The following is a 22,732-nucleotide window of genomic DNA, read 5'->3' as shown; positions in this document are numbered from 1 at the left end:
TCATGCAAAATACGGGGCCGGAGCTGCTGCCCGGCCCGGGAAATCAGAGCAGGCCGAGGCCCTTGGCCAGGTTTTCCGCCGGCACATAACCGCGCACCATGTTACCGTCCTCCAGCACAATGGCCGGCGTACCGGTCACCCCGACACGACCACCGAGGCGGTACTGCTCCAGCACCGGATTTTCGCAAGAGGCCGATTCAACCGTCTTGCCGGACTTGGCGGCATCCATGGCAGCCTGCTGGTCATCGGCGCACCACACCGAAATATACTTCTTGAAGGAGGGCGTTCCCGGGCCTGACCGAGGGAAAGCGTAGTAATTGACGGTGATGCCATAGTCGTTAAGCTGAGGCATCTCGTTGTGCAGCTTGCGGCAGTATGGACAATCAATGTCGGTAAACACATTGATGACCGCCTTTTCCTCACCGCTGGCAGGATAAGTGATCAGCCCCTCCGAACCGTAGTCCTCCATCGCCGCCAGCCGCTGCCCGGCTCTGGCCTGCTCCGTCACATTCGCGATACCGGTGTCGGTAATTTTCAGCAGATCCCCGGTCAACAGGTACTGGCCATCCTCGGTGGTGTAAATGGTCTCGCCATTGTTACTCTGGACTTCATACAGACCTTTGGCTTCGGACTCGCGAACGGAAGATACCGTGAGCCCCGGTACCGCTTCGGTGAGGCGCTCGGCAATACGGTCCTCGACCTCACCCGCTGCGGCGGTTGCAGCGAACAGACTCGCGACCAGCCCGGCCGCGGCTCCCAATGACTTCAAACTCTTGGTGGTGAACATAAATGATTCCAGTCTGATAGCGTTTGGCCCGCATGGCGTTAGCAGGCCGGGACGACCCTCTGTGCGACAGAGGGTCAGCGCAAAAGTTCAGCGAGGATAACACATACCGCCTGCCCGCCAAGGCTCATCCCCGGGGATGATGCTCCCGGTGCATGGCCTGGAGACGCTGGCGCGCCACATGGGTGTAGATCTGGGTTGTGGAAAGGTCCGAGTGCCCCAGCAACATCTGCACTACCCGGAGATCCGCACCATGGTTCAGCAGGTGTGTTGCGAAGGCATGACGAAGGGTGTGGGGCGAGAGGTGCTTGCTGATACCGGCCCGCACCGCATAATGGCGGATCCGGTGCCAGAATGTCTGCCGGGTCATGGCCGCGGCCCGGTTCCCCGGAAACAGGGCATCACAGGGCCGCCCTTTGAGCAGCTCTGCCCGCCCGTCCCTCATGTAACGAAGTAACCAGTCCACGGCCTCCTCACCCAGCGGGACCAGGCGCTCCTTGTCACCCTTACCGGTAATCCGGATCACCCCCTGACGGACGTTAACCTGATCCACGCGCAACCCGGTCAGCTCGGACACCCGCAAACCGCAACCATAGAGGATCTCGAGCATCGCCTTGTCACGCAACTCCAGCGGAACGGAAACATCCGGCGCATCAAGCAGGGACTCGACTTCTTCCTCGGTCAGCGAATCCGGCAGCCGACGCGGAAGCCTCGGGCTGTCGATCCGCAGTGTCGGATCCTCGGCAACCACCCCCTCCCGCATCAGGAAACGGTAAAACCGCCTGATTCCCGACAAGCGCCGTGCGGCCGTAGACGTCTTGACCCCCTCCGCCAGACCCCGGGCCATCCATGCCAGCAAGTCGGTGCGCCTGGCATCGGTGAGCAACGGCGCACCCGGCTGATGCTCCAGCCATTCCGCCAGCCGGGCAAGATCTCCCCGGTAGGCTTCCCGGGTTTTCTCACCCAGGCCGTCCTCAAGCCAGAGTGCGTCGGTAAAACGAACGATGATGGCGTCGTCTTCAGGTCTCACGATACCGGCTCCCGGACAAAAAAAGGCAGCCTCTTGAGGCTGCCTTTTTTAACCGGCCTTTTGACAATTCGTCAATCAGCCCAGTTTTTCCTTGATGCGAGCTGCCTTACCAGACAGGTCACGCAGGTAGTACAGCTTGGCCTGACGTACGTCACCACGACGCTTCACGCTGATGCTGTCGATCAGCTTGGAGTAGGTCTGGAAGGTACGCTCAACACCCACGCCGTAAGAGATCTTACGAACAGTGAAGGAAGAGTTCATGCCACGGTTGCGCTTGCCGATAACCACGCCTTCGAACGCCTGCAGACGCTCACGGTTACCCTCGGTTACGCGAACCTGAACGACCACGGTGTCACCCGGCGCAAACGCAGGGATTTCCTTGGTCATCTGTTCTGCTTCAATTTGACTGATGATGTTGTTCTTGCCGCTCATCGTAATGCTCCTGATACCCAATCTCTCAATGCCCTGATCACTCAGAGACACCCGGTTCATTCAAAATTTCTTCCAGCAGCTCACGCTCTTCGTCCGTAAGCGCCCGCTTCTCCAGCAGGTCGGGGCGTCGCTGCCGGGTTCGCCTTAACGACTCTTTGAGCCGCCAACGCCGGATCTGCTCGTGGTGACCGCCCAAAAGAACTTCCGGCACCGCCTGACCTTCGTAAACTTCGGGCCGGGTGTAGTGCGGACAATCCAGCAATCCATCAGCAAAGGAATCCTGCTCTGCTGACTGCGCATGACCCAGCGCTCCGGGGATGAGGCGTGTCACCGCATCAACGACGACCATGGCCGCCAACTCGCCACCGGAAAGAACAAAATCACCCAGTGACACCTCCCGATCGACTTCTGTCGAGATCAGGCGCTCATCAACACCCTCGTATCGCCCCGAAACCAGGATCAGCTGCCGCTCCTCCGCAAGGGATTCAACAACAGACTGTGTCAGGGTTTCTCCCTGGGGCGACAGGTAAACCACACAAGCTTTACCGGGCGCCGCCTCCCGAGCCGCATGGATAGCATCCCGCAAAGGCTGCATTTTCATCAGCATCCCGGGACCGCCACCGTATGGCCGGTCGTCTACCGTGCGATGACGGTCATGGGTAAACTCCCGGGGATTCCAGCTCTCGAAGGTCAGCAAACCTTCCCGAACCGCCCTTCCGGTTATCCCGTAATCCGTAACCGCACGAAACATTTCCGGGAACAGACTGACTGCGCCAATCCACACCCGTCAGAACTCCGGATCCCAGTCAACAACCAGGCGGTTGCCAGCCAGATCCACCTCCCGGACGACCTGATCCGGCAGGTAGGGAATCAGCCGCTCGCGCTGGTCTGCCGAGTCCCGGGTGGCACGCACCACGAGAACATCGTTGGACCCTGTTTCCAGAAGGTGATGGACCTTTCCCAGGTTCATCCCCTCAACCGTGAAAACCTCCAGACCTTCCAGCTGATACCAGTAGTACTCTCCACTGGGCAGCTCAGGCAGCTCTGCTGTAGAAACTACAACTTCCGCACCACTGTAGGTACGAGCGACTTCACGGTCATCAATACCCTTCAGCCTGACGACGATCCCCTGCCCCTGGCGGCGACCCTCCTCAAGCCTGGCCGGAATCCTCTTACCATTCAGGACCAGCGTCCAGTCCCGGTAATCAAGAATTCCTTCCCTGGGGTCAGTGTAGGAATAGACCTTGAGCCATCCCTTGACCCCGAACACCGAGGTAATGCGGCCGATCACAGTTTCCTGCGAAGTCTGCGTCATGCCTGAAACCCCGGGTTAAAGCGTTATTACTCTGCGCCCTTCAGCAGCTGGGCAACGCGCTCGGAGGTCTGAGCACCTTTTTCCAGCCAGAAGTTTACGCGATCACGGTCCACACGCAGACGCTCTTCCTGACCACGGGCGACCGGATTGAAGAAACCGACACGCTCGATGAAACGGCCGTCGCGGGCGTTGCGGCTGTCAGTGACTGTCAGATGGTAGAACGGGCGCTTCTTGGAGCCGCCACGAGCCAAACGGATTGTTACCATTTCGACCAATATCCTGTTCTGTTGTACGAACTTTGTACGATTCACGCCTGCCGAAGGCGGCTGACGCGAAGACCCATACTCGAAAGGGGCGCTATTCTATGCTAAAAAAGCGCCAAAGAAAACAGGGAAACCTGCTGTTTCCCCGTTTTCGGCATAAGGCTTTTTACATACGGCCAAACGGGGGCATTCCACCACCGCCGCCGCCGGGCGGCATCATACCACCCATGCCACGCATCATGTTGGCCATTCCGCCTTTCTTGCCAAACTTTTTCATCATCTTCGACATCTGCTTGTGCTGCTTGAGCAGACGGTTCACATCCTGGATTTGCGTACCCGAACCCGCCGCAATGCGACGCTTGCGGGAATTGTTGATGACATCCGGAAAACGGCGCTCCTTTGGCGTCATTGAACAGATGATCGCCTCCATCTGGCCCAGCGATTTGTCGTTGACCTGCTGCTGAGCCATCTGGGCCATCTGCCCCATGCCCGGCAGCTTGTCGAGCAGACCACCGATGCCGCCCATGTTCTTCATTTGCTGCAGCTGATCCCGGAAATCCTCCAGATCAAAGCCCTTACCCTTCTTGATCTTCTTGGTGAGCTTCTGGGCCTTCTTCTGGTCCAGCTTGCGCTCCGCCTCTTCAATCAGGGACAGCACATCGCCCATGCCAAGAATCCGGGAGGCCACGCGGTCCGGATAGAACGGCTCGAGGGCATCGGATTTTTCGCCGACACCGAGAAACTTGATCGGCTTACCGGTAATGTGGCGAACCGACAGAGCTGCACCGCCCCGGGCATCACCGTCCGTCTTGGTCAGCACGACACCGGTCAGCGGCAAGGCATCATTGAAAGCCTTGGCGGTATTGGCAGCATCCTGACCTGTCATGGAATCAACCACGAACAGGGTCTCGACCGGCTTCACTGCGCGATGCAGGCGGCCGATCTCATCCATCATCTGATCGTCCACATGCAGCCGGCCGGCCGTATCGAGAATCACCACATCGATGTGCTTCTTGCGGGCGGCACCGATCGCCCCCTCGGCAATATCCACCGGATCCTGGTCTGCGGTACTCGGGAAGAACTCGACACCCACTTCCCCTGCCAGGGTTTCCAGCTGCCTGATCGCCGCCGGCCGGTACACATCGGCACTGACCACCATGACTGACTTTTTCTGCCGTTCTTTAAGGAAGCGGGAGAGCTTGGCGACTGTGGTGGTCTTACCCGCACCCTGCAGACCCGCCATCATGATCACGGCAGGCGGCTGAACGGACAGATTGAGGGACTCGTTACCCTCGCCCATCACCCGCTCCAGCTCCTGCTGGACGACCTTGACGAAGACCTGACCCGGAGTCAGGCTGCGCTGGACTTCCTGACCGATTGCCCGCTTGCGCACTCCCTCCACGAAGTCCTTGACCACGGGAAGGGCGACGTCCGCCTCGAGCAATGCCATGCGTACTTCGCGCAGGGTATCCTTGATGTTGTCATCGGTCAGTCGCGCCTGACCGGTAATCTTGCGCAAACTGCCGGAAAGCCGGTCCTGGAGATTTTCAAACATGCGTCTCTTCCGTACCCCGGAAATAAAATGTATACCGAATCAAGGAGCCAGATATGCTTCCTTGATTCCTGTTGCATAATCGCGACATTATAACCAGACTATCGCCCTGAAACGACCAACCCGGTCAAATCGGCTGACATTCAGCCTCTTTTCCAGCCAGTAGAGTAGTAATAAGGAAGTCATGGGAACGCTGATTCTCGCGGTCACCTCTCTCTTTTTATACAGCGTTGGTACCGCGCTGCAGGCGCTCCATTTCCGCGGACGGGTACAAAGCAATCTCGCCATCACGACCCTCATCGGGATTCTGGCGCTGACCAGCCATGGCCTGCTGATTGCCCAGACGGTCTATCATGACGGCGGCTTTGACCTCAGCTTTTTTAAAAGCTCAGTACTGATCTCGTGGCTGATCGTCTTCCTTCTATTGGGACTGAATCTCCGAAAACCAGTCCAGAGCCTGTTCCTGGGAGTTTACCCGCTCGCAGCACTGACCATTATCCTTGTCCTGATTACCCATACGCCCTCCCGGCTGGTTTCCGAGCACAGCTACGGCATGCTTTCCCATATCGCGTTATCCGTGACAGCGTACAGCCTGTTTACGCTGGCCGCCATCCAGGCCATTCTGCTGTATTTTCAGAACCGCCAACTCAAGCACAACTACAACAGCATTCTGGTACGCAACCTGCCACCACTTCAGACCATGGAATCCCTGCTGTTTGAAATGGTCTGGGCCGGAGTCGTGCTGCTGGTGCTGGCGATTGTCACTGGCGCCCTGTTCATCGAGGACCTCTTCGCCCAGGATCTTGCCCACAAGACGGTTTTTTCCCTGCTGTCGTTACTGGTCTTTGTGGCCCTGCTGATTGGCCGGTACACCCAGGGCTGGCGAGGAATGACGGCCAGCCGCTGGACACTGGCCGGCTGCCTCCTGCTCATGCTGGCTTTCTATGGCAGCAAATTTGTCCTTGAACTGGTGTTCCACCGCGGGGGCTGAAAGACCAACGGCATCTACCCTGCTTGACACCTGACCGAAACAAAACCTATTTTCCCAACTCGTCAGTAAAATAAGGACTCTTTCCTTTGAACGAAACATCGCTATCCGCGCTGTTTATTCTTCTTGTTGCCCTCATCTGCCTGTCGGCCTTTTTCTCAAGCTCCGAGACCGGCATGATGTCGCTGAACCGGTACCGCCTGAAACACATGGCCAAAACCGGCCACAAAGGCGCCCGGCGAGCCCAGGGACTGCTCCAGCGAACAGACCAGCTGATCGGCGTTATCCTCATCGGCAACAATTTCGTCAACATCCTGGCCTCTTCCATTGCCACAGTTATTGCCATCAGGATCTGGGGAGATGCCGGCATTGCCATCGCCACCCTGCTGCTGACGATCGTGATCCTCATTTTCGCCGAGGTGACCCCCAAAACCCTGGCGGCCCTGTTTCCCGAAAAGATCGCCTTCCCGGCCAGCTATGTGCTCGGCCCGCTACTGAAGGTGCTCTACCCGATTGTCTGGGCGGTCAACCTCTTCACCGGAGTGATCCTCAAGCTGCTGAAAGTGTCCCCGGAAGACGCCGCGTCCGAGCATCTCAGCCGGGAAGAACTCCGAACCCTCGTCAACGAAGCCGGCGCCCTGATCCCCGCCAAGCACAAGGACATGCTGGTGAGCATCCTCGATCTGGAAAAGGTAACGGTCAACGACATAATGGTGCCGCGAAACGAAGTGGTGGGGGTCGATCTGGATGACGACACAGACACCATCCTCCGGCAACTGAGGAGCAGCCAACACACCCGCCTGCCTGTCTTCAAGGGTGACATCAACAACATCCAGGGCATCCTCCACCTGCGCAGCGCCTCCAAACTGGTGCAGCAGGAAGAGATCAACAAAGCGATGATCATGCAGCTGTGCCAGGAGCCGTATTTCATTCCCGAAAGCACTCCATTGAACACCCAGCTGATCAACTTCCAGAAAGGCAAGCGCCGGTTCGGCATCGTAGTGGATGAATACGGCGATGTCCTTGGCCTGGCCACGCTGGAGGACATCCTCGAGGAAATCGTGGGCGAATTCACCACCGACTATGCCGCAACCAGCCCGGACATTATCCCTCAGGACGATGGAACCTTTATCATTGATGGCACGTCAGCAGTTCGAACGATCAACAAGACTCTGGGCTGGAAACTGCCGACGGACGGACCCAAAACCCTGAACGGCCTCATAACCGAGACCCTGGAAAACATCCCCGACACCAACGTCTGCCTGAAAGTGGATGGTCACCGGGTGGAAGTGCTCCAGATCAAGGATAACGTGGTGAAAGCCGCCATAGTGCATCCCCGGAAGCGGAAAAAGCGTTCACTTCCTCTCGGCAACCGCTGATTTTTTTGACAAGGCTCTCAGGATGGCGTTTATTCATGTTAATGTGCGGCGAATTGCGGTAAATTTAACCAAGAACGAGAACACATGGAGTTCCAGCTCGGTCATGTATCCGGTTAAGGCGTAGACAGGAGAAGGCCATGAACAAGCAGTCCGGCATACATTACCTCCGCGACCCCCAGCCAGCAGCCAATAGTAAACCGGTTCCTGCAGAGGTTACGCGTATTCGTGACACGGTGGTCGCCGGACTGGGCGATCTGCTGCAGGGAGCTTTTGACGCCGTCGACGACTCCCTGTTCGAATTGGCCAACAACGCCCGCAGCAACAACGAGCAAAACCGGTACTTCGAGGCGATGCGGGAAATCCGCATCAAACGCAAGGGTGTCGAGCGCCAGTTCCAGAGTTCGGTCGCGGGACTGTTCGCCGAGCCACCCCGCACCGGCCAGACACAGGGAGAAACCCCCACTTACAGCACCAGCGCAGAGACGCTGTCGCTGGTCGGTGATGAAGACCTGGAAGAGCAGGTTGCCCTGAACGCCATGATTGGCAAGGCCAAGGCTCACTTTCAGGGCCCTCTGCTACAGCTACAGGCCCGGTTCAGTCAGGTCTACCCCGATGCCAGCGATGATGCCCCGGTCAACCCCATGGCTCCGGAACACCTTTGTGGCGCATTCATCGAGGCCATAAAGGCACTGGAAATCCAGATCCGGGAACGACTCATTCTGCTCAAGCAGTTCGATCGCTATGTGGTATCGAACCTGGGCATGCTTCTGGACGAAGCCAACCGCATCCTGATCCAGGCCGGCATCATTCCCAACTTCCGGTACCATGGAAAAGCCGGCAAACAAGCCGAGACCAGAAGCTCCCGTTCATCCCCTGAAACCTCGCAATCGAAACCGGAAACAGCCGGTAGTGCCGGCGCCGCTGCCTCAGAAGAAGACAGCCCCGTTTTCGAACAGATCCGCCAGATGCTGGCGGCGCAGCGTGCAAACGCAGGCATCCCTCCCCGAGCTTCGAATACGCAGATCCGGGTGGTCGGCCATGCCGAACTGGCCAGCCTTCTGAGCGCCCTGCCGCTTGCCGATTCCTACGCGCCCGACGGCGACCTGAGCGTGGGTGAACCTGTTACCGTGGACCTCCGCGCCGTTGTCAATCAACTCCTGGCAAGAGCGCCATCGGAGGACGGCAGGAAGCCGGCACTGAACGAGGTGGACGAGGACCTGATCAATCTTGTCTCCATGTTGTTCGAGTTCATCCTGGACGACTACAACCTCTCCGCACCGGTCCAGGTTCTGATCAGTCGTCTGCAGATTCCGATCCTGAAAGTGGTTATCCGGGACAAGTCGTTCTTCAGCCAGGCCTCTCACCCGGCCAGGAAGCTGCTCAACTCGCTGGCCCGCGCGGGCATTGGCTGGAGCAAGAGCGACGAAAAGGCCAAGGACAAGCTCTATAACCAGATCCACGATACGGTCCAGCGGATTCTCAACGAGTTCGACGGTGATGTGAGCCTGTTCGACACCCTTTACCAGGAGTTCGAGCAATTCCTCGAACGGGAAAACCGGAAGGCTTCCCTGGTTGAACAGCGCACCCGCGAATCGGAGCGTGGACGGATCAAATCCCAACAGGCACAACAGACCGTTGATACCATCCTGAGAAAGAAACTTTCCAGATACCAATTACCTGACGTTGTGCGCGACCTCCTGCTCCATGGCTGGAGCCGCTTCATGTTCCTGGCCTACCTGCGGGACGATGTGGAGCACCGCTGGCATGAGTCCGTAAAAGTGGTGGACGACCTGATCTGGTGCCTGCACCCCCATCACGAAGATGACGAACGTGACCAGTGGGTCCGGGTGGTACCCGGCCTTCTCAAAACACTGCGTGCCGGGCTTGAGGAAGTTTCCTATAACTCGTCTCGACTGGACGAAACCATGGGTCAGCTGAAACACGAACTGGCAGAAGCCTTCCGCGCCAATGCGTCAGCAGAGAGCGTGCAGGAATCGCCGGAAACACCTGCTGACGCCGGGGAAGACTTCGATCTGGCGGGCACCCAGAAAACGGCGGTAGCACGCCAGCAGGAACTGGAGGACGCCGCCATTGCGGAATTCGTCGCCCAGATAGACGGCATCGAAATCGGAGACTGGGTTGAGTTCCGCCTGGTCAATGGCGCCAGCTTCCGCTGCAAACTCTCAGCCATTATCGAAGAGGCAGACTCGTTTGTCTTCGTGAACCGCATGGGCCTCAAGGTGATCGAGAAGACCCGTCTGGAATTAGCCCATGAAATGCGTCGCGGCCGACTCACCCTGCTGGAACAGGGTGCCCTGATTGACCGGGCTCTTGACGCCGTTGTCGGCTCCCTGCGGAGCAAGACTGCCTGACGCCAATGGCAGTGGCCCACCATGCGGCAACAGGGCTACCGGACAGCTACCGGATAGCCCTGGCGTTTTCAGTTGCCATCCTGCTGCATACGCTGGTCCTTGCCGGACTCCCCTACCCGCAACCGGACCCGCCGAAAAAGCGTCACCAACTGACGCTTGAACTGGTAAATTCCGGCTCAACCCTGACCACAGCCAGTCACCCGGCAACAGCCGCCGATACGCAGCCCCGAAAAACAAGCCGAGAGCGAAACCCACGGTTTGACATACCGGACACCGCGCCCGGAAAACCTCCCGTGCCCGAACCGGTGATGTCGGCGACATCCCCCAGGCTCGCGCCGGAACCGTCACACGCGGAAACCATTGCGGAACCAGACGAAATCAGTCCAGAACCCGACGCACAGCATGCCAACCCGTCGGAGCCGGCCAGCATCCCCAGTCAGGCCGCCGAAGCAGGGACAACAAGGAAGACGACTGAAAAAACGGAGCTCACCCGCATCACCCAATCCCCCACCCAGCAGGATCCCTACCTGATCCGGCTTGCATCTCACCTGGCAAAGGAACTTGAACAATTGCGAGTCCCGGCCGTTGCTCAGCTGGCAGACAGCGCAAGGATGGAAATCGAGCTTCAGCTCATGAAGAATGGCGCCCTGACCCGGGCCAGGGTGGTGAAATCGACGGGCATAAAGGAGGTGGACACAGCGGCTTATCGTGCAGCCCTTGCGGCGAGCCCGTATCCGAAGCCCCCTGCAGAAAGTGCAACCGGAGACCGCTTCGAGGTAGAGCTGGTGTTCTCCCCGAAGCGCCTCTGAATCGCCAGACGGAAATCAGGCCTCGGCTTGCTTGGCAGCTTCCTTGACCATCTTCGCCAGCTCACCGCTCTCGGACATTTCCAGAACGATGTCACAACCGCCGACCAACTCACCGTTGATATACAGCTGCGGGTAGGTAGGCCAGCTGGAGTAGACCTTCAGCGCTTCACGAAGCTCCTGGTTGTCCAGGATGTTGACGAATGCGAAACGCTCGCCACAGGCCATCAACGCCTGCACAGTCTTGGCGGAGAAACCGCATTGCGGAGCCTGCGGGGTACCCTTCATGTACAGAATGACGGGGTTTTCTTCGAGCTGGCTCTTGATGGTTTCGTTGATGTCCATGAACATTCACCTCTGGTTGAAAAAGGAACTGCCCTCGGGCAATCTGCTGGCCCTATTGTACACATGTCACCGACCGGCCACCAAACACCCAAAGGGGGTAGGCAGCGTTGTCATCCCTTCTTCGAAGGGCTAGACTTGTTGCCCCGTTTTTCCGGCACAGCTTTCCATCAACCAGACATCAGGATCCGCGCAAGCCGCGGTTTCATTGAGGTAAGGGCCATTTCATGGCGGCACGACATTTTCTGACACTGAACGACATGTCCACCGGCGAGCTCGAGCAGCTGCTGGACCATGCGAGCAAGCTTCGTAACGAGTGGCGGCAGGGCAAGATACGCGATTCCCTGAAGAACCGCGTGTTGGCCATGATTTTCGAGAAGTCCTCTACCCGCACACGCGTGTCGTTTGAGGCCGGCATGACCCAGCTCGGTGGCTCGGCCCTGTTCCTCTCTCCCAGGGATACCCAGCTCGGGCGCGGCGAACCGATCGAGGACTCCGCCATCGTCATTTCCAGCATGGTCGATGCGGTGATGATCCGCACCTTTGCCCATGACACGGTCGAGCGCTTTGCAGCAGCTTCCCGGGTTCCGGTGATCAACGCCCTGACCGATGACTTCCATCCCTGCCAACTGCTGGCCGACATGCAGACCTATCGCGAGCACCGCGGCAGCATTCGCGGCGCAACAGTGGCCTGGATCGGCGATGGCAACAACATGTGTCATTCCTATATCAACGCCGCCACCCGCTTCGACTTTCACCTGAATGTGGCCTGCCCGGAAGGCTATGAGCCCAGCGAAGCCCTGATGAACGAACACGGCGACCGTGTCACTATCGTCCGGGATCCGGCCGAAGCCGCAAAGGGTGCCAACCTTCTGGTCACCGACGTCTGGGCTTCCATGGGCCAGGAAGACGAGCAGAAAGCACGGGAGAAGGCCTTCCGGGACTACCAGATCAATCCGGGCCTGATGGCGGTGGCAGACAAGGACGCCCTGTTCATGCATTGCCTGCCGGCCCATCGAGGCGAGGAAATCTCCGTCGACATGATGGAACATCCTGGCTCCGTGGTCTGGGACGAGGCGGAAAACCGCCTGCATGCCCAGAAGGCCCTGCTCGAGTTCCTCATTCTCAATCGTCTGGACTGATCTATGGGCGCGCCCACTGCCCCTGCCGGGGACTGGTTACTGGAAGTCAACAACCTCTCCTGCGGCTACGGCGCCGACTCCGTAGTCCAAGGTGTCAATTTTGCATTGAGCCATGGTGATATCGGCTGCCTGCTTGGTCCCAGCGGCTGTGGCAAGAGCACCATCCTGCGGGCACTGGCCGGTTTCCTGCCGCTGAGCAGTGGCGAAATTTGCCTGGAATCCCGCACCATCAGCCTTCCCGGCCGTACCCTGGCCCCGGAAAAGCGCCGGATCGGAATGGTTTTCCAGGACTATGCCCTGTTTCCACACCTGACCATCGCCGACAACGTCGGTTTTGGTTTGAAAGGCATGAGCAAGACTGAACGTCGCCAGAAAGTCATCGAACTGCTGGAAGTGGTGCATCTGCAGGATCTGGCAAACAACTACCCCCACGAACTCTCCGGCGGCCAGCAACAACGGGTAGCTCTGGCCCGGGCACTGGCGCCCGAGCCGACCCTGATCCTGCTGGACGAACCGTTTTCCAACCTCGACGCAGACCTGCGCCGGCGCCTGAGCCTGGATGTGCGCGAAATCCTCAAGACCCTCGGCATCAGCGCAATCCTGGTTACCCATGACCAGCAGGAAGCTTTTGCCATGTGCGACCAGGTGGCTGTACTCAAAGACGGCAAGCTGCTCCAGTGGGATGTGCCCTACAACCTGTACCACGAGCCTGCCAACCGGTTTGTGGCCAGCTTCGTTGGCCAGGGCGGATTCATTCCCGGCAAGGCCCTCGGGCCCGACACCATCGAGTCAGAACTGGGCATCATCCATGGCAATCGAGCCTACAAGTGGGAACCGGGTACCCTCGTTGATGTCCTGATCCGGCCGGACGACATCATCTACGATGAAGCGTCGGACCTGCGCCCCAAGGTGGTGGAGAAGACCTTTGCCGGTACCTCGACCCTTTACCGCTTCCGGTGTTCCGAGGAAACGGAGTTCGAAGCCCTGTTCCGCAGCCATCTGGACTTCCACCTGGGCGAGCAGGTGCCGGTCCGGGTCGAGGCCGACCACCTGATCGCGTTTGAACGCACAAGCTGAGGAGGCCCTCAGCGGTTACACACCCGGTCGACCGCATCCAGCCAGCCGGCATACAGGGACTCCCTGAGTGACGGCCTCATGTCCGGACGAAACTGGCGGTCGCACTCCCAGAGCCGGGCAATTTCCTCCAGACTACCGTAGACACCGGTCTGCAACCCGGCCAGATAGGCGGCACCCAGTGCCGTGGTCTCGGTAATCCGCGGCCGGTCCACCGTGACATTGAGAATGTCAGCCAGGAACTGCATGACCCAGTCGTTCACCGCCATGCCACCGTCCACCCGCAGGGATTCCAGCGGCGCCCCGTCATTCTGGATGGCCCGCACCAGATCCTTGGTCTGGTAGCACACGGACTGCAACCCTGCTGTTACAATCTCACCGATGCCGGTATCCCGGGTCAGTCCCATGATCGCGCCCCGGGCGTGGGGATCCCAGTGTGGAGCACCAAGCCCGGTGAACGCAGGCACCAGGTAAACCGGATTCTCCACCCCGACACTTTCGGCATGGGCCAGCGAATCCCCGGCATGCCGGATAAGGCCAAGCCCATCCCGAAGCCACTGCATGGCCGCACCGGCGACAAAAATGCTGCCCTCGATTGCATAGGTCGGTTTCCCGTCCAGCCGATACGACATAGTGGTCAATAACCGGTTCTCGGACCGAAGAGCCTTGTCGCCGGTGTTCAGCATCAGGAAACAACCGGTGCCATAGGTACTCTTGGCCATCCCCGGCTCGAAACAGGCCTGGCCAATCAGAGCGGCGTGTTGATCCCCGGCGATGCCCGCCACCTGGAGCTCCGCACCGAGCCATTCCCTCTCGGTGGTGCCATAGTCGGCGGCGCAGTCCAGTACCTCGGGCAAAAGCTGACGGGGCACGCGAAACAGGTCCAGGAGCGTGTCATCCCAACACTGGGTATGGATATTGAAGAGTGCGGTGCGGGAGGCATTGGTGGCGTCGGTGTAATGGGATCGGCCGCCGGTCAGGTTCCAGAGCAGCCAGCTGTCCACCGTTCCAAAGGCAAGTTCACCTGCCTCGGCACGATCCCTCGCTCCCTCGACATGATCGAGAATCCACGAAATCTTGGTGGCGGAAAAATAGGGGTCAATCAACAGACCCGTCCGCTCCACCACGGCATTTTCAAAGCCATCTTCCTTGAGCTTGGTGCACCAGGAGGCTGTCCGGCGGTCCTGCCAGACGATGGCGTGATGAATCGGCTTGCCCGTCGCACGTTCCCAGATGACCGTTGTCTCACGCTGGTTGGTAATGCCAATACCGGCGACATCCCTGGCGTCGACACCGGAGTCCTCCAGGGCGGCCCGGCAGACGGCCAGGGTACTGTCCCAGATTTCCAGGGCATCGTGCTCGACCCAGCCGTCCCTGGGAAAATACTGGTGAAATTCCTGCTGGGCCACACCCACGATGGTGCCCGACGAGTCAAAAACAATCGCGCGCGAACTGGTTGTTCCCTGGTCAATCGCAAGCAGGTAGCGGGTCATTGAAAGCCTCCTTTGTTTTCCGCAAGTCTACCAGCAGAAACAGGTCAAGGAGAGGCGCCGAGGTCGGAAACGGGAGGAAGGCCATAAAAAAAGGGCCGGAAAAACCGGCCCTTAAATGACGAATGAAACAAGGAAAGTTCGTAAGAACTACAACCTCAAAAGTCATCCCTTACGCTGTTAATTATCGGCAAGACGGTGAAAATCGTCAGTTGAGGTTATGTAGCAGCTTTGTTACATCAAGTGAGGCAGTGAGGCCTGGTTCACAAAACAGTATCTGCCGGCTTACGCCTCGGCCAAACCAGGCTGAATCTCGCGCCGCCCAGTTCCTCGCTTCGACTCACAAAGGCCTGGCCACCATGCCAATAGAGGATACGACGAACAATGGACAGGCCTAGGCCATAGCCACCGGAGGTACGGGTCCGGCTGTCGTCAAGGCGTGCGAAAGCGGTAAAAACCTTTTCCCAGTCCTCTTCCGGAACGCCCGGACCGTCATCTTCCACATCAACCCGACAATTGTCCTCATCAATCCGGCAACGCACCAGAACCCGGCCACTGGCGTAGCGCCCGGCATTACCGACCAGGTTCTGGATCGCCCGATGGATGTACCTCGGCTCTATGTCGGACAGGGCGAAATGTTCGGTGTCGTCGTCGATATCGCTGTCAATGGTCAGATTCGGGCGAATCACCCGCTGCTCCGACACCACCTGACGCACGATCTCCGTCACCGAATGCTCACGCAACGAGAAGACCGGGCCGCCCTGCTCCAGCCGGGCATAGGTAAGGATTTCATCAATCAGCTCATCCAGCTCCTGAATATCGCCATCAATGCCTTCCAGCTGCTTGTGCAGCATTTTCTGGTCCTGGCAGTCCTCAATCATCTGGACACCAAACCGGATCCTGGCAACGGGTGTTCGAAGTTCATGGGAGACAGCGTGGATCATCTCCCGCTGAACCTGTACCAGGCGCTGGATATGCTCTGCCATGCCGTTGAAGGCCGCCGCCAGGCGGCTCACCAGGGTACTGGTACCGGCCTCCACGCGCGCACCCATCTCCCCGCGGGCAATCCGGATCGCAACCGACTCTACCTGGCGCAGGTTGTTGTCTACAGCCTTCAGCGCCAGCCAGAGCGCGAGCGCCAGAACACTGCCGATAAGCAATACCAGCAGGCTGAGCACCGGCCAGCCGAAAGGTGAAAATGGAGCGGGTAGCCCGACAAGCAACAGGGTACCGTCTGCCAACCTTACCAGGGCATTGCGCCGGTCGCCCTGCTCCGGGCCGTAGAGCACGACCCCCTGCTCGGCAATCTGCTGCAGAACCGGATCCGGGGGAAGCATGCTGGCCTGATCCAGCCGAGTGATCGAAACCCCGAGGTGTCCTCCAAGGCGTGCCGCCACATCTTCCCTGCCGGCGGAATCTACCGAGTCCAGATGCCAACGGACGACCAACGCCAGGGCCCGGGAAACACCGAAGTAAGGCTCTTCAAAGCGAATCTGCAGGATGTTACCGGAGGGAGTCTCCACCATCAGTCGGAAGCCGGTCGGAGCCTCTTCCGCCACGACCTGTCCATAGCCAAGGCGCTCACGGACCACCGGTGACAATGTCATTTCTCCGGCGGGGAGACGCTTCAGGTCATACCAGGCAGAAAGCCAGTGGTATTGGCGTTCGGGAGCCGGCGACTCCGCCAACCAGCGCATCAATGGCTCGGGAAAGCGCTCCAGCCAGAACTGATGCCGGACCGAATTGAGACCGTTGAACAGGACAACGCACAGAATCCCCACCAGTGCAGCGATACCGGCCAGGCGGGCGTACAGTTTGAGAAATATTTTCAGGGACATGTCAGGAATCCTGGCTGGCCAGCCCCCTCCCCTTTACGACCCGGGGAGCCGGAGCCGGCAACAGGAACGTCAGGCTTCCTTCACGAACAGGTAGCCTTTGCTGCGAACGGTCTTGATACGGCGAGGGTGGATCGGATCGTCGCCTATTTTCGGACGGATCCTGGATACCCGAACATCAATGGAGCGGTCCTGACCGTCGTACTCAATACCCCGAAGTGCCGTGAAAATTTCCTCACGGCTCAGCACGCGACCGGCGTTACTGGCCAGCAACCAGAGCAGATCGAATTCGGCGCTGGTCAGGTCAATACTCTGGTCATTCAACCAGGCTTCGCGCATGGAACGGTCGACAATCAGGTCATTGAACTGCAGCCGGACGGGCTCTTCACCAGCCGACTCGTCACCCCCGCCCTGTCCGGACTCGGTCACCCGCCGGAGCATGGCCCGGATACGGGCCAGCAGAACCCGCGGCTTGACCGGCTTGCTGATGTAGTCGTCCGCGCCCATTTCCAGCCCGAGCACCTGATCCAGGTCATCGGTACGGGCGGTCAGCATGATGATAGGACCGTTATAGAACGGACGTACCTTGCGACAGACCGACAGACCATCTTCGCCGGGCAGCATCAGATCCAAAACCACCAGATCCGGCTGCTCGCTCCGTATTCTTTCGACTGCCGCCGAACCGTTTGCTTCCAGGCCTACCGTCAGACCGTTGCTTTCCAGATATTCACGGGTCAGCTCTGCGAGCCGTTCGTCGTCCTCAACAATGAGAATTCGCCAACTTTCGTTCGTCTGTTCCACGCCATCCATCTCTGGTTTTGTTATTCCGGTTTAGGGTCCTTACAACCCCTGACAATACAGGCAACCTGCTGTAACAGCAATTATACATGCAATTCAGAAATATACATGGAAGCCCCTTGTCGTTACACCGTGTGACAAACGGCCCGCACAGAAATCCCCTGTCATCGAGCGGTCATTGGACGGTCACCCCAGTGTCACAGCCGATTCATAGCCTTGTCGGTAAATGGACACAAAGAGACAAAGCCATGACCGCACAAACCGCGACTGCCCGGCACAGCTCACGACAGCTCAGGACCGGCATCACCCGCGATCCGGCCATAATCGAACAGGCCCAACGCCTCCGTTACAACGTGTTTTCCGCCGAATACGGCAGCGATCTTGGCGCAACCACCCCGGGCCTTGACGCCGACGCCTACGACACCCTCTGCGATCACCTGGTCGTGACCGACCAACGGAGCGGCAACCTGATCGCCACCACCCGGGCACTCCCCCAGAGTCGGATCGGGGGTGTCAGTCAATTCTATTCGGCGGGAGAATTCGATCTCTCGGCTCTGGCCACACTGTCCGGTAGCGTGGCCGAGTTGGGGCGCACCTGCGTCCATCCCGACTACCGCAATGGTGCAACCATCAGCCTGCTGTGGTCAGCGCTGGCGGAGTACCTGATCGAGCACCGGATCGACTACCTGATCGGCTGCGCCAGTATAGGTATGTCCGATGGCGGCCACCGGGCCTGGCGGATTGCCAATCACCTGCAGGGCACCCACCTGGCCGATGAGCCTTTTCGGGTTACGCCGCTCCGGGAACTGCCCCACCTGGCGAATCTCCCGGCCACGGACCGACCGGTGGAGGTACCACCGCTGATCCGGGCATACATGCGTCTGGGCGCGAGAGTATGCGGCCCCCCCTGCTGGGATCCCGAGTTCAGGTGTGCGGATCTACTGGTATTGCTGGAGGTCGACAGGCTGGCAACCCGCTACAGTCGTCATTTCATGGGCCGTGCATCGTAAGCGTGACAAGGACAACGCGATGATCGGCTCACTGCGACTGGCTCTTCGCCTGGGTGCTTTTACTCTGTTTCTGGTGGCCATAGCCATTCTGGCACTGGCACTCAGGGCGGGGGACGCCCTCACCGGGCGGAAGCTGGATCGCACACCCTGGGCAGGCCGATGCTTCAGGGGCGCCTGTCGGTGCCTCAACCTGAGAATTCGGTGTCATGGCCCGGCGCCAGTGGAGAATGTTCTGGTGGTCAGCAATCACGTCAGCTGGTGCGACATCCCGATTCTCGGGGGGCTGGCGCCGGTCCGATTCCTGTCCAAGGCCGAAGTGGCAGAGTGGCCTCTGATCGGCTGGCTGGCCAGACAGGCCGGCACGCTCTTCATAAGACGTGGGGGCGGCGAGGCCCGGACGGTCAGATCGGCGATCACCGCAGCACTGGCCGGCGGTGAATCCGTGTTGCTCTTTCCCGAGGGCACAACCAGTGCCGGCCTGACCGTACTTCCATTTCATGGCCTGTTACTGGGCGCCGCCCGCGAGGCAAACATGCTGATCCAGCCGGCGACCATTTGCTACCGCCGGAATGGCCGGCCGGACCCTGTGGCACCGTTTGTCGGCGATGATACTTTCCACAACCATCTGACCCGATTCCTGAGGAACCCTGCGTCCCGGGTGGATGTCCTGTTCCACGAGCCGATAGCCAACATCGGTGCGCTCACGTCATCGGAACTGGCCCGCCAGCTTCAGGAAACGGTTCAGGAAGGCCTGCGCCGGTTACAGGCGGGGGAACTGGACGCGCTACCGGTCAGAACAGGGGACGCCCCTGGGCTATCTCGTCTTCAGTAGCCTCGCGGCGACCCACAATTTCCAGGTCGAAATACAGGGTAAACCCGGCCAGGGGATGATTGGCATCCACCTTCACCAGATTGCCGTCTATACCTACCACCTGAACGATCTGGGCTTCATCACCCGTATTGGTCTGGAATTTCATGCCAACCTGGAGGTTCTCCACGCCTTCGAACAGAGAGCGTGGAACCTTGCGCACCAGATCTTCCCGATGCTCGCCATAAGCCATGGAGGGTGGAATGGTCACTTCCAGGCAATCCCCGACATTTCTGTCCTTCACGGCCTCCTGGATACCCTTGATGATCTCGGGGCTGCCATAGACAAAATGCAGGGGCTCACTGCCCTCGGACGTATCGACGAGTTCCCCCGCCTTGTTTTTCAGGACGTAGTGAACGGTAAAGACATCGGGCTTGGTATCGGGTTCTTGCATCAGGTTTCCGAGTTTCCTGTATCCGGTGGTGTTTCAAGCTGCTGCAGGCCGTGGATAACCAGGCGCTGGTCCAGTTTTTCCCGCAGGCCGCGGGGGTTCTGCAAACCCATTCGCTCCAGAAGGTGCTGATAGCGTCCTTCCTCATCACTGGCCCTGACAGCCTGCCAAAGGGTCGACAGTTTACCACGACGGGTGGCTGTTGCGGCCTTGAGCCCCTTAAGGGCTTTCCCTAACGCCAACTCTTCGTCCGTAAAGTCCCGGCCAAACGGAAAGGGAGGGAACCTGTCACCGTCACCCGCTGCAGCAAGCGCCGACCGCACCGCCTGTGGCGTGTTGTTGCACCACGAGGCCGGCAACCGGAAAGAGGGATCCACCTTGCCCGCCTTCTGGGCCTGCTTGAGCAACTCCGGCTGGAACCGCGAGTCGGCGATTCGAATCAAGCGCAGATAGACCTGTTCGTCTGACTGCCCACGCAGATCCGCGATGCCATATTCGGTCACCACAATGTCCCGCAGGTGGCGGGGTATGGTGCAGTGGGCGTAGTTGAAGACAATGTTGGATAGCGTTTTGCCTTTCGAGTTCCGGGTGGCCCTCATGGTCAGTATCGAGCGGGCGCCGGGCAATTCATGAGCCATGGCGACAAAGTTGTATTGTCCGCCCACGCCGCTGACTACCCTGCCATCATCCAGACCGTCAGAGACTGCCGCCCCGTTCAGGGTATACATCATTGCCGAATTGATGAACCGGCCATGACTGCGCTGTGCCACTTTCAGTTTCTGGTCGCCGAAGGGGTGATCGTACAGCTGGTTAATGAAATTCACGCTGGTCATGCAGATGCGTTCGCGCTGGGCTTTGGGCATCTCCCGGAGCGACTGGTAGAAATTCTCCGGCCCCACATAGAAGCCCCCGTGCATGGTGATGCCGCCCTTGAGGTGCTCGCCGAGCATCACGGTTTCGATGGCCTGCCGGGTCTCGGGGTTATCCAGATCACCGTCCACCGACTGCTCCGAAACCGTCAGGCGGCCTCCCTTGAACTCGACCCGGGCACTGAATATCCCCCAACTCACCAGCCAGTTCACATCCCGTGCCCGCAGCGGGGAATCAATCAGCCCGGCCTCGCGCAGCGTATCCAGCATGGCGAGGCTCGGTGTGGTATTGATCTCGCCCCGATTGATCAGCTCCTGCAGGCCGGCATGGTGATAGACCGCCCGGGACAGGATGCCGGCTTCCATCAGGTACAGGAACCCGTCCACCATCATTTCGCTGCAACCATAGAGTCCTTCATCAAACCGACCGTAGCCGCCAATCTCCTGCACCACGGGAAACTCGTCACTGACCCGGAGATGGTCGAAAACCGCCCTCCAGGCCTGGTTGTGTTGATGGCGGATAATGGTGCTGTGCACCAGGGCTGCGCCCAGGGATCCGATACCGACCTGCAAGGTACCGCCATCCTTCAGCAGGCAGCTCGCATAGAACCCGATCAGGTGGTCTTCGGGGCTGATCGCCATCTGTGGCGCAGAGAAGAGCGGGTAATCGGTCGACGGCTGATCCAGGACCAGGTCAAAACGACTTTCCTCGATCTCGGCATGGTGACCCATGAACGGGAGGTTGGTGTTCAGCTCCGCAACCAGCGCTACCGGTGTCCCCCCGGCTTCCAGTTCCCGCAATCGGGGAATGAGATCCAGGGTCAGATCCGGGTTGCAGCTGAGGCTCACCTTGCCGGGAACGTCCACGTTGTCGCCTGGCGACACCATTTGCGCAACAACATTCACGCCCTGGCCCATCAGATCCCGAACGGCGTGCGTGTAATTGCTGCACACGTAATGCCGTTGCTGCGAGCGATTATTGAGAAAGGAGCCGGCCTTGAAGAAGAACTCGGAAACGGTGACGTTGTCCGGCAACCGGTTCCTGGTCACATCCCGGGCGTAGGCCAGTTCCGGTATCTGGCCATAAAGCCGATCGGCAAAGGGCCCCATGAACCGCTTCTCCAGGGAGGAGCTGCCCTTTGGCGCGAGAAGCGACAAAGCGGTGACGATGTACAGCCGGATCTCCGGGTCCTGTTTCGCCCTCTCATACACTGCGTTGACAAAGCGGACCGGCTTACCCAGCCCCAGCGGAAGCCCGAGGGTTATCTGCTTGCCGACCCGACGGATCACCTCGTCCACACAGGCATCCACATCTTGCAGGCGTTTACTGCTTTCCGACATCACCAAGCTCCTTCTTGTTTTCCGGACCTGAACAGGATTACGGGCAAATCATCACACGGGAATGCGACCCAGACAATGCGCCAGATCAGTTACCGGGCGAGTTGGACATTTCAGGTGGAAGCAGAGAGAGGAACAGGAGAAGCGCAAATGCGGAAATCGGGGAATACCTGAGAGTCAGAAATTCCATTTCAGGTTGAGACAGGCGCCCTCATTCAGCAGGGCAATACCGTGGTCCGGCTGTGCGGGATCGGAGGCGTACTGTTTGCCCTCAGACCGGGACCGGGTGAAGGTGAGACTGAGCAGTCGGGAGCCGATTTCGGTCACGGCTTCGGAGCTGTCATCTTCGAAATTCCCCACCATCCGCTCCTGGATCTGGTAGATCTCCTGAGCGGTATTGACCGGGTCATGATCCTCGCCAAACGGGCGCTCGGCTGCATCGGCGCGGACGACAAAAGCGACGAGATTGAGAGCAAGCAGGGCGACAAAAATTCGAATAATCATGACACTGACAAAGACCTGTGAACCGGGAAAATATTGCTGAATGACCTAGGCTAAAGTCTAATGAATGATCCCGGAAAAGATGTGACTTTGCACACAATCACGCCGACTTTTTGTCAATTTTTGACCACTTTTTTGTCAAAAAATAATCCC

At 59.0% G+C, this 22,732-nt stretch carries 22 protein-coding genes; 8 read left to right on the top strand and 14 right to left on the bottom strand.

The window, feature by feature from the left end; all coding sequences use genetic code 11:
• Positions 1-43: 43 nt before the first annotated feature.
• The 7 genes from MD273_RS15335 to ffh all read right to left on the bottom strand — a co-directional run bounded on the left by MD273_RS15335 (position 44) and on the right by ffh (position 5,379).
• Positions 44-787 carry a DsbC family protein gene (locus MD273_RS15335; RefSeq protein WP_239038673.1) on the bottom strand — a complete coding sequence of 248 codons (744 nt, stop codon included), beginning with the start codon at positions 785-787 and terminating at the stop codon, positions 44-46.
• A 124-nt stretch (positions 788-911) separates the two neighbouring features.
• Positions 912-1,814: a site-specific tyrosine recombinase XerD gene (gene xerD, locus MD273_RS15330; protein ID WP_239038672.1), complete on the bottom strand. Its 903-nt coding sequence runs from the start codon at positions 1,812-1,814 to the stop codon at positions 912-914.
• A gap of 75 nt (positions 1,815-1,889) precedes the next feature.
• Positions 1,890-2,246 carry a 50S ribosomal protein L19 gene (rplS, locus tag MD273_RS15325; RefSeq protein ID WP_092004888.1) on the bottom strand — a complete coding sequence of 119 codons (357 nt, stop codon included), beginning with the start codon at positions 2,244-2,246 and terminating at the stop codon, positions 1,890-1,892.
• A 37-nt stretch (positions 2,247-2,283) separates the two neighbouring features.
• Positions 2,284-3,030: a tRNA (guanosine(37)-N1)-methyltransferase TrmD gene (trmD, locus tag MD273_RS15320; RefSeq protein ID WP_239038671.1), complete on the bottom strand. Its 747-nt coding sequence runs from the start codon at positions 3,028-3,030 to the stop codon at positions 2,284-2,286.
• Between the two features lie 3 nt (positions 3,031-3,033).
• On the bottom strand, positions 3,034-3,561 hold the full coding sequence (gene rimM, locus MD273_RS15315) for a ribosome maturation factor RimM (RefSeq protein WP_239038670.1): 528 nt from the start codon (positions 3,559-3,561) through the stop codon (positions 3,034-3,036).
• Between the two features lie 26 nt (positions 3,562-3,587).
• Complete coding sequence (gene rpsP / locus MD273_RS15310; RefSeq protein ID WP_239038669.1) at positions 3,588-3,827, bottom strand: 30S ribosomal protein S16; 240 nt, start codon at positions 3,825-3,827, stop codon at positions 3,588-3,590.
• 163 nt (positions 3,828-3,990) lie between these two features.
• Complete coding sequence (gene ffh / locus MD273_RS15305) at positions 3,991-5,379, bottom strand: signal recognition particle protein (protein ID WP_239038668.1); 1,389 nt, start codon at positions 5,377-5,379, stop codon at positions 3,991-3,993.
• A 181-nt stretch (positions 5,380-5,560) separates the two neighbouring features.
• Between ffh and MD273_RS15300 the strand changes: the two genes are divergently transcribed.
• From MD273_RS15300 to MD273_RS15285, 4 genes are all read left to right on the top strand, one after another.
• A complete protein-coding gene (locus MD273_RS15300) occupies positions 5,561-6,367 on the top strand; it encodes a cytochrome C assembly family protein (protein ID WP_239038667.1) in 807 nt (268 codons plus the stop codon).
• 86 nt (positions 6,368-6,453) lie between these two features.
• A complete protein-coding gene (locus tag MD273_RS15295) occupies positions 6,454-7,743 on the top strand; it encodes an HlyC/CorC family transporter (RefSeq protein ID WP_239038666.1) in 1,290 nt (429 codons plus the stop codon).
• Positions 7,744-7,880: 137 nt separating this feature from the next.
• On the top strand, positions 7,881-10,115 hold the full coding sequence (locus MD273_RS15290; RefSeq protein WP_239038665.1) for a DUF1631 domain-containing protein: 2,235 nt from the start codon (positions 7,881-7,883) through the stop codon (positions 10,113-10,115).
• A gap of 5 nt (positions 10,116-10,120) precedes the next feature.
• A complete protein-coding gene (locus MD273_RS15285; RefSeq protein ID WP_239038664.1) occupies positions 10,121-10,924 on the top strand; it encodes an energy transducer TonB family protein in 804 nt (267 codons plus the stop codon).
• Positions 10,925-10,939: 15 nt separating this feature from the next.
• Here MD273_RS15285 and grxD read toward each other — a convergent pair whose 3' ends face one another.
• Positions 10,940-11,266: a Grx4 family monothiol glutaredoxin gene (grxD, locus tag MD273_RS15280; protein ID WP_239038663.1), complete on the bottom strand. Its 327-nt coding sequence runs from the start codon at positions 11,264-11,266 to the stop codon at positions 10,940-10,942.
• 224 nt (positions 11,267-11,490) lie between these two features.
• On the opposite strand from grxD, the gene argF reads away from it, so the two are divergent.
• Both argF and MD273_RS15270 read left to right on the top strand, forming a co-directional pair.
• Positions 11,491-12,405: an ornithine carbamoyltransferase gene (argF, locus tag MD273_RS15275; RefSeq protein ID WP_239038662.1), complete on the top strand. Its 915-nt coding sequence runs from the start codon at positions 11,491-11,493 to the stop codon at positions 12,403-12,405.
• 3 nt (positions 12,406-12,408) lie between these two features.
• A complete protein-coding gene (locus tag MD273_RS15270) occupies positions 12,409-13,482 on the top strand; it encodes an ABC transporter ATP-binding protein (protein ID WP_239038661.1) in 1,074 nt (357 codons plus the stop codon).
• 8 nt (positions 13,483-13,490) lie between these two features.
• Here the strand turns inward: MD273_RS15270 and glpK are convergent, their stop codons facing one another.
• From glpK to MD273_RS15255, 3 genes are all read right to left on the bottom strand, one after another.
• On the bottom strand, positions 13,491-14,972 hold the full coding sequence (gene glpK, locus MD273_RS15265) for a glycerol kinase GlpK (protein WP_239038660.1): 1,482 nt from the start codon (positions 14,970-14,972) through the stop codon (positions 13,491-13,493).
• 260 nt (positions 14,973-15,232) lie between these two features.
• The gene (locus MD273_RS15260; RefSeq protein WP_239038659.1) at positions 15,233-16,807 is read right to left on the bottom strand and encodes an ATP-binding protein; all 1,575 of its coding nucleotides are present in this window, start codon (positions 16,805-16,807) and stop codon (positions 15,233-15,235) included.
• 69 nt (positions 16,808-16,876) lie between these two features.
• On the bottom strand, positions 16,877-17,614 hold the full coding sequence (locus MD273_RS15255) for a response regulator (RefSeq protein WP_239038658.1): 738 nt from the start codon (positions 17,612-17,614) through the stop codon (positions 16,877-16,879).
• 236 nt (positions 17,615-17,850) lie between these two features.
• Between MD273_RS15255 and MD273_RS15250 the strand changes: the two genes are divergently transcribed.
• Both MD273_RS15250 and MD273_RS15245 read left to right on the top strand, forming a co-directional pair.
• Positions 17,851-18,612 (top strand): GNAT family N-acetyltransferase, encoded by a 762-nt coding sequence (locus MD273_RS15250; RefSeq protein WP_239038657.1) that lies wholly within the window; start codon positions 17,851-17,853, stop codon positions 18,610-18,612.
• Positions 18,613-18,631: 19 nt separating this feature from the next.
• Positions 18,632-19,444, top strand: a complete 813-nt coding sequence (locus MD273_RS15245; RefSeq protein ID WP_239038656.1) for a lysophospholipid acyltransferase family protein — start codon at positions 18,632-18,634, stop codon at positions 19,442-19,444.
• Here MD273_RS15245 and MD273_RS15240 read toward each other — a convergent pair.
• From MD273_RS15240 to MD273_RS15230, 3 genes are all read right to left on the bottom strand, one after another.
• Positions 19,404-19,874, bottom strand: coding sequence for an FKBP-type peptidyl-prolyl cis-trans isomerase (locus MD273_RS15240; RefSeq protein WP_239038655.1), 471 nt, complete (start codon positions 19,872-19,874; stop codon positions 19,404-19,406). The genes MD273_RS15245 and MD273_RS15240 overlap by 41 nt on opposite strands.
• Positions 19,874-22,081, bottom strand: a complete 2,208-nt coding sequence (locus tag MD273_RS15235) for an acetyl-CoA hydrolase/transferase C-terminal domain-containing protein (RefSeq protein WP_239038654.1) — start codon at positions 22,079-22,081, stop codon at positions 19,874-19,876. The genes MD273_RS15240 and MD273_RS15235 overlap by 1 nt, the downstream gene beginning before the upstream one ends.
• A 174-nt stretch (positions 22,082-22,255) precedes the next feature.
• Positions 22,256-22,582 (bottom strand): hypothetical protein, encoded by a 327-nt coding sequence (locus MD273_RS15230; RefSeq protein WP_239038653.1) that lies wholly within the window; start codon positions 22,580-22,582, stop codon positions 22,256-22,258.
• Between the last annotated feature and the right edge of the window lie 150 nt (positions 22,583-22,732).

It is taken from the genome of Marinobacter sp. C7 (assembly GCF_022343555.1).
Classification (GTDB): Bacteria; Pseudomonadota; Gammaproteobacteria; order Pseudomonadales; family Oleiphilaceae; genus Marinobacter.
The sequence above is the reverse complement of the archived record's forward strand: the minus strand, read 5'-3'. Positions and strand labels throughout refer to the sequence as shown.

Bases quoted from the DNA above. Each gene is read 5' to 3' on its own strand.
- MD273_RS15335 (WP_239038673.1), bottom strand. From the start codon at position 787: ATGTTCACCACCAAGAGTTTGAAGTCATTGGGAGCCGCGGCCGGGCTG.
- rplS (WP_092004888.1), bottom strand. From the start codon at position 2,246: ATGAGCGGCAAGAACAACATCATCAGTCAAATTGAAGCAGAACAGATG.
- rimM (WP_239038670.1), bottom strand. From the start codon at position 3,561: ATGACGCAGACTTCGCAGGAAACTGTGATCGGCCGCATTACCTCGGTG.
- rpsP (WP_239038669.1), bottom strand. From the start codon at position 3,827: ATGGTAACAATCCGTTTGGCTCGTGGCGGCTCCAAGAAGCGCCCGTTC.
- ffh (WP_239038668.1), bottom strand. From the start codon at position 5,379: ATGTTTGAAAATCTCCAGGACCGGCTTTCCGGCAGTTTGCGCAAGATT.
- MD273_RS15300 (WP_239038667.1), top strand. From the start codon at position 5,561: ATGGGAACGCTGATTCTCGCGGTCACCTCTCTCTTTTTATACAGCGTT.
- MD273_RS15290 (WP_239038665.1), top strand. From the start codon at position 7,881: ATGAACAAGCAGTCCGGCATACATTACCTCCGCGACCCCCAGCCAGCA.
- MD273_RS15285 (WP_239038664.1), top strand. From the start codon at position 10,121: ATGGCAGTGGCCCACCATGCGGCAACAGGGCTACCGGACAGCTACCGG.
- grxD (WP_239038663.1), bottom strand. From the start codon at position 11,266: ATGGACATCAACGAAACCATCAAGAGCCAGCTCGAAGAAAACCCCGTC.
- argF (WP_239038662.1), top strand. From the start codon at position 11,491: ATGGCGGCACGACATTTTCTGACACTGAACGACATGTCCACCGGCGAG.
- MD273_RS15270 (WP_239038661.1), top strand. From the start codon at position 12,409: ATGGGCGCGCCCACTGCCCCTGCCGGGGACTGGTTACTGGAAGTCAAC.
- glpK (WP_239038660.1), bottom strand. From the start codon at position 14,972: ATGACCCGCTACCTGCTTGCGATTGACCAGGGAACAACCAGTTCGCGC.
- MD273_RS15260 (WP_239038659.1), bottom strand. From the start codon at position 16,807: ATGTCCCTGAAAATATTTCTCAAACTGTACGCCCGCCTGGCCGGTATC.
- MD273_RS15255 (WP_239038658.1), bottom strand. From the start codon at position 17,614: ATGGATGGCGTGGAACAGACGAACGAAAGTTGGCGAATTCTCATTGTT.
- MD273_RS15250 (WP_239038657.1), top strand. From the start codon at position 17,851: ATGACCGCACAAACCGCGACTGCCCGGCACAGCTCACGACAGCTCAGG.
- MD273_RS15245 (WP_239038656.1), top strand. From the start codon at position 18,632: ATGATCGGCTCACTGCGACTGGCTCTTCGCCTGGGTGCTTTTACTCTG.
- MD273_RS15240 (WP_239038655.1), bottom strand. From the start codon at position 19,874: ATGCAAGAACCCGATACCAAGCCCGATGTCTTTACCGTTCACTACGTC.
- MD273_RS15235 (WP_239038654.1), bottom strand. From the start codon at position 22,081: ATGTCGGAAAGCAGTAAACGCCTGCAAGATGTGGATGCCTGTGTGGAC.
- MD273_RS15230 (WP_239038653.1), bottom strand. From the start codon at position 22,582: ATGATTATTCGAATTTTTGTCGCCCTGCTTGCTCTCAATCTCGTCGCT.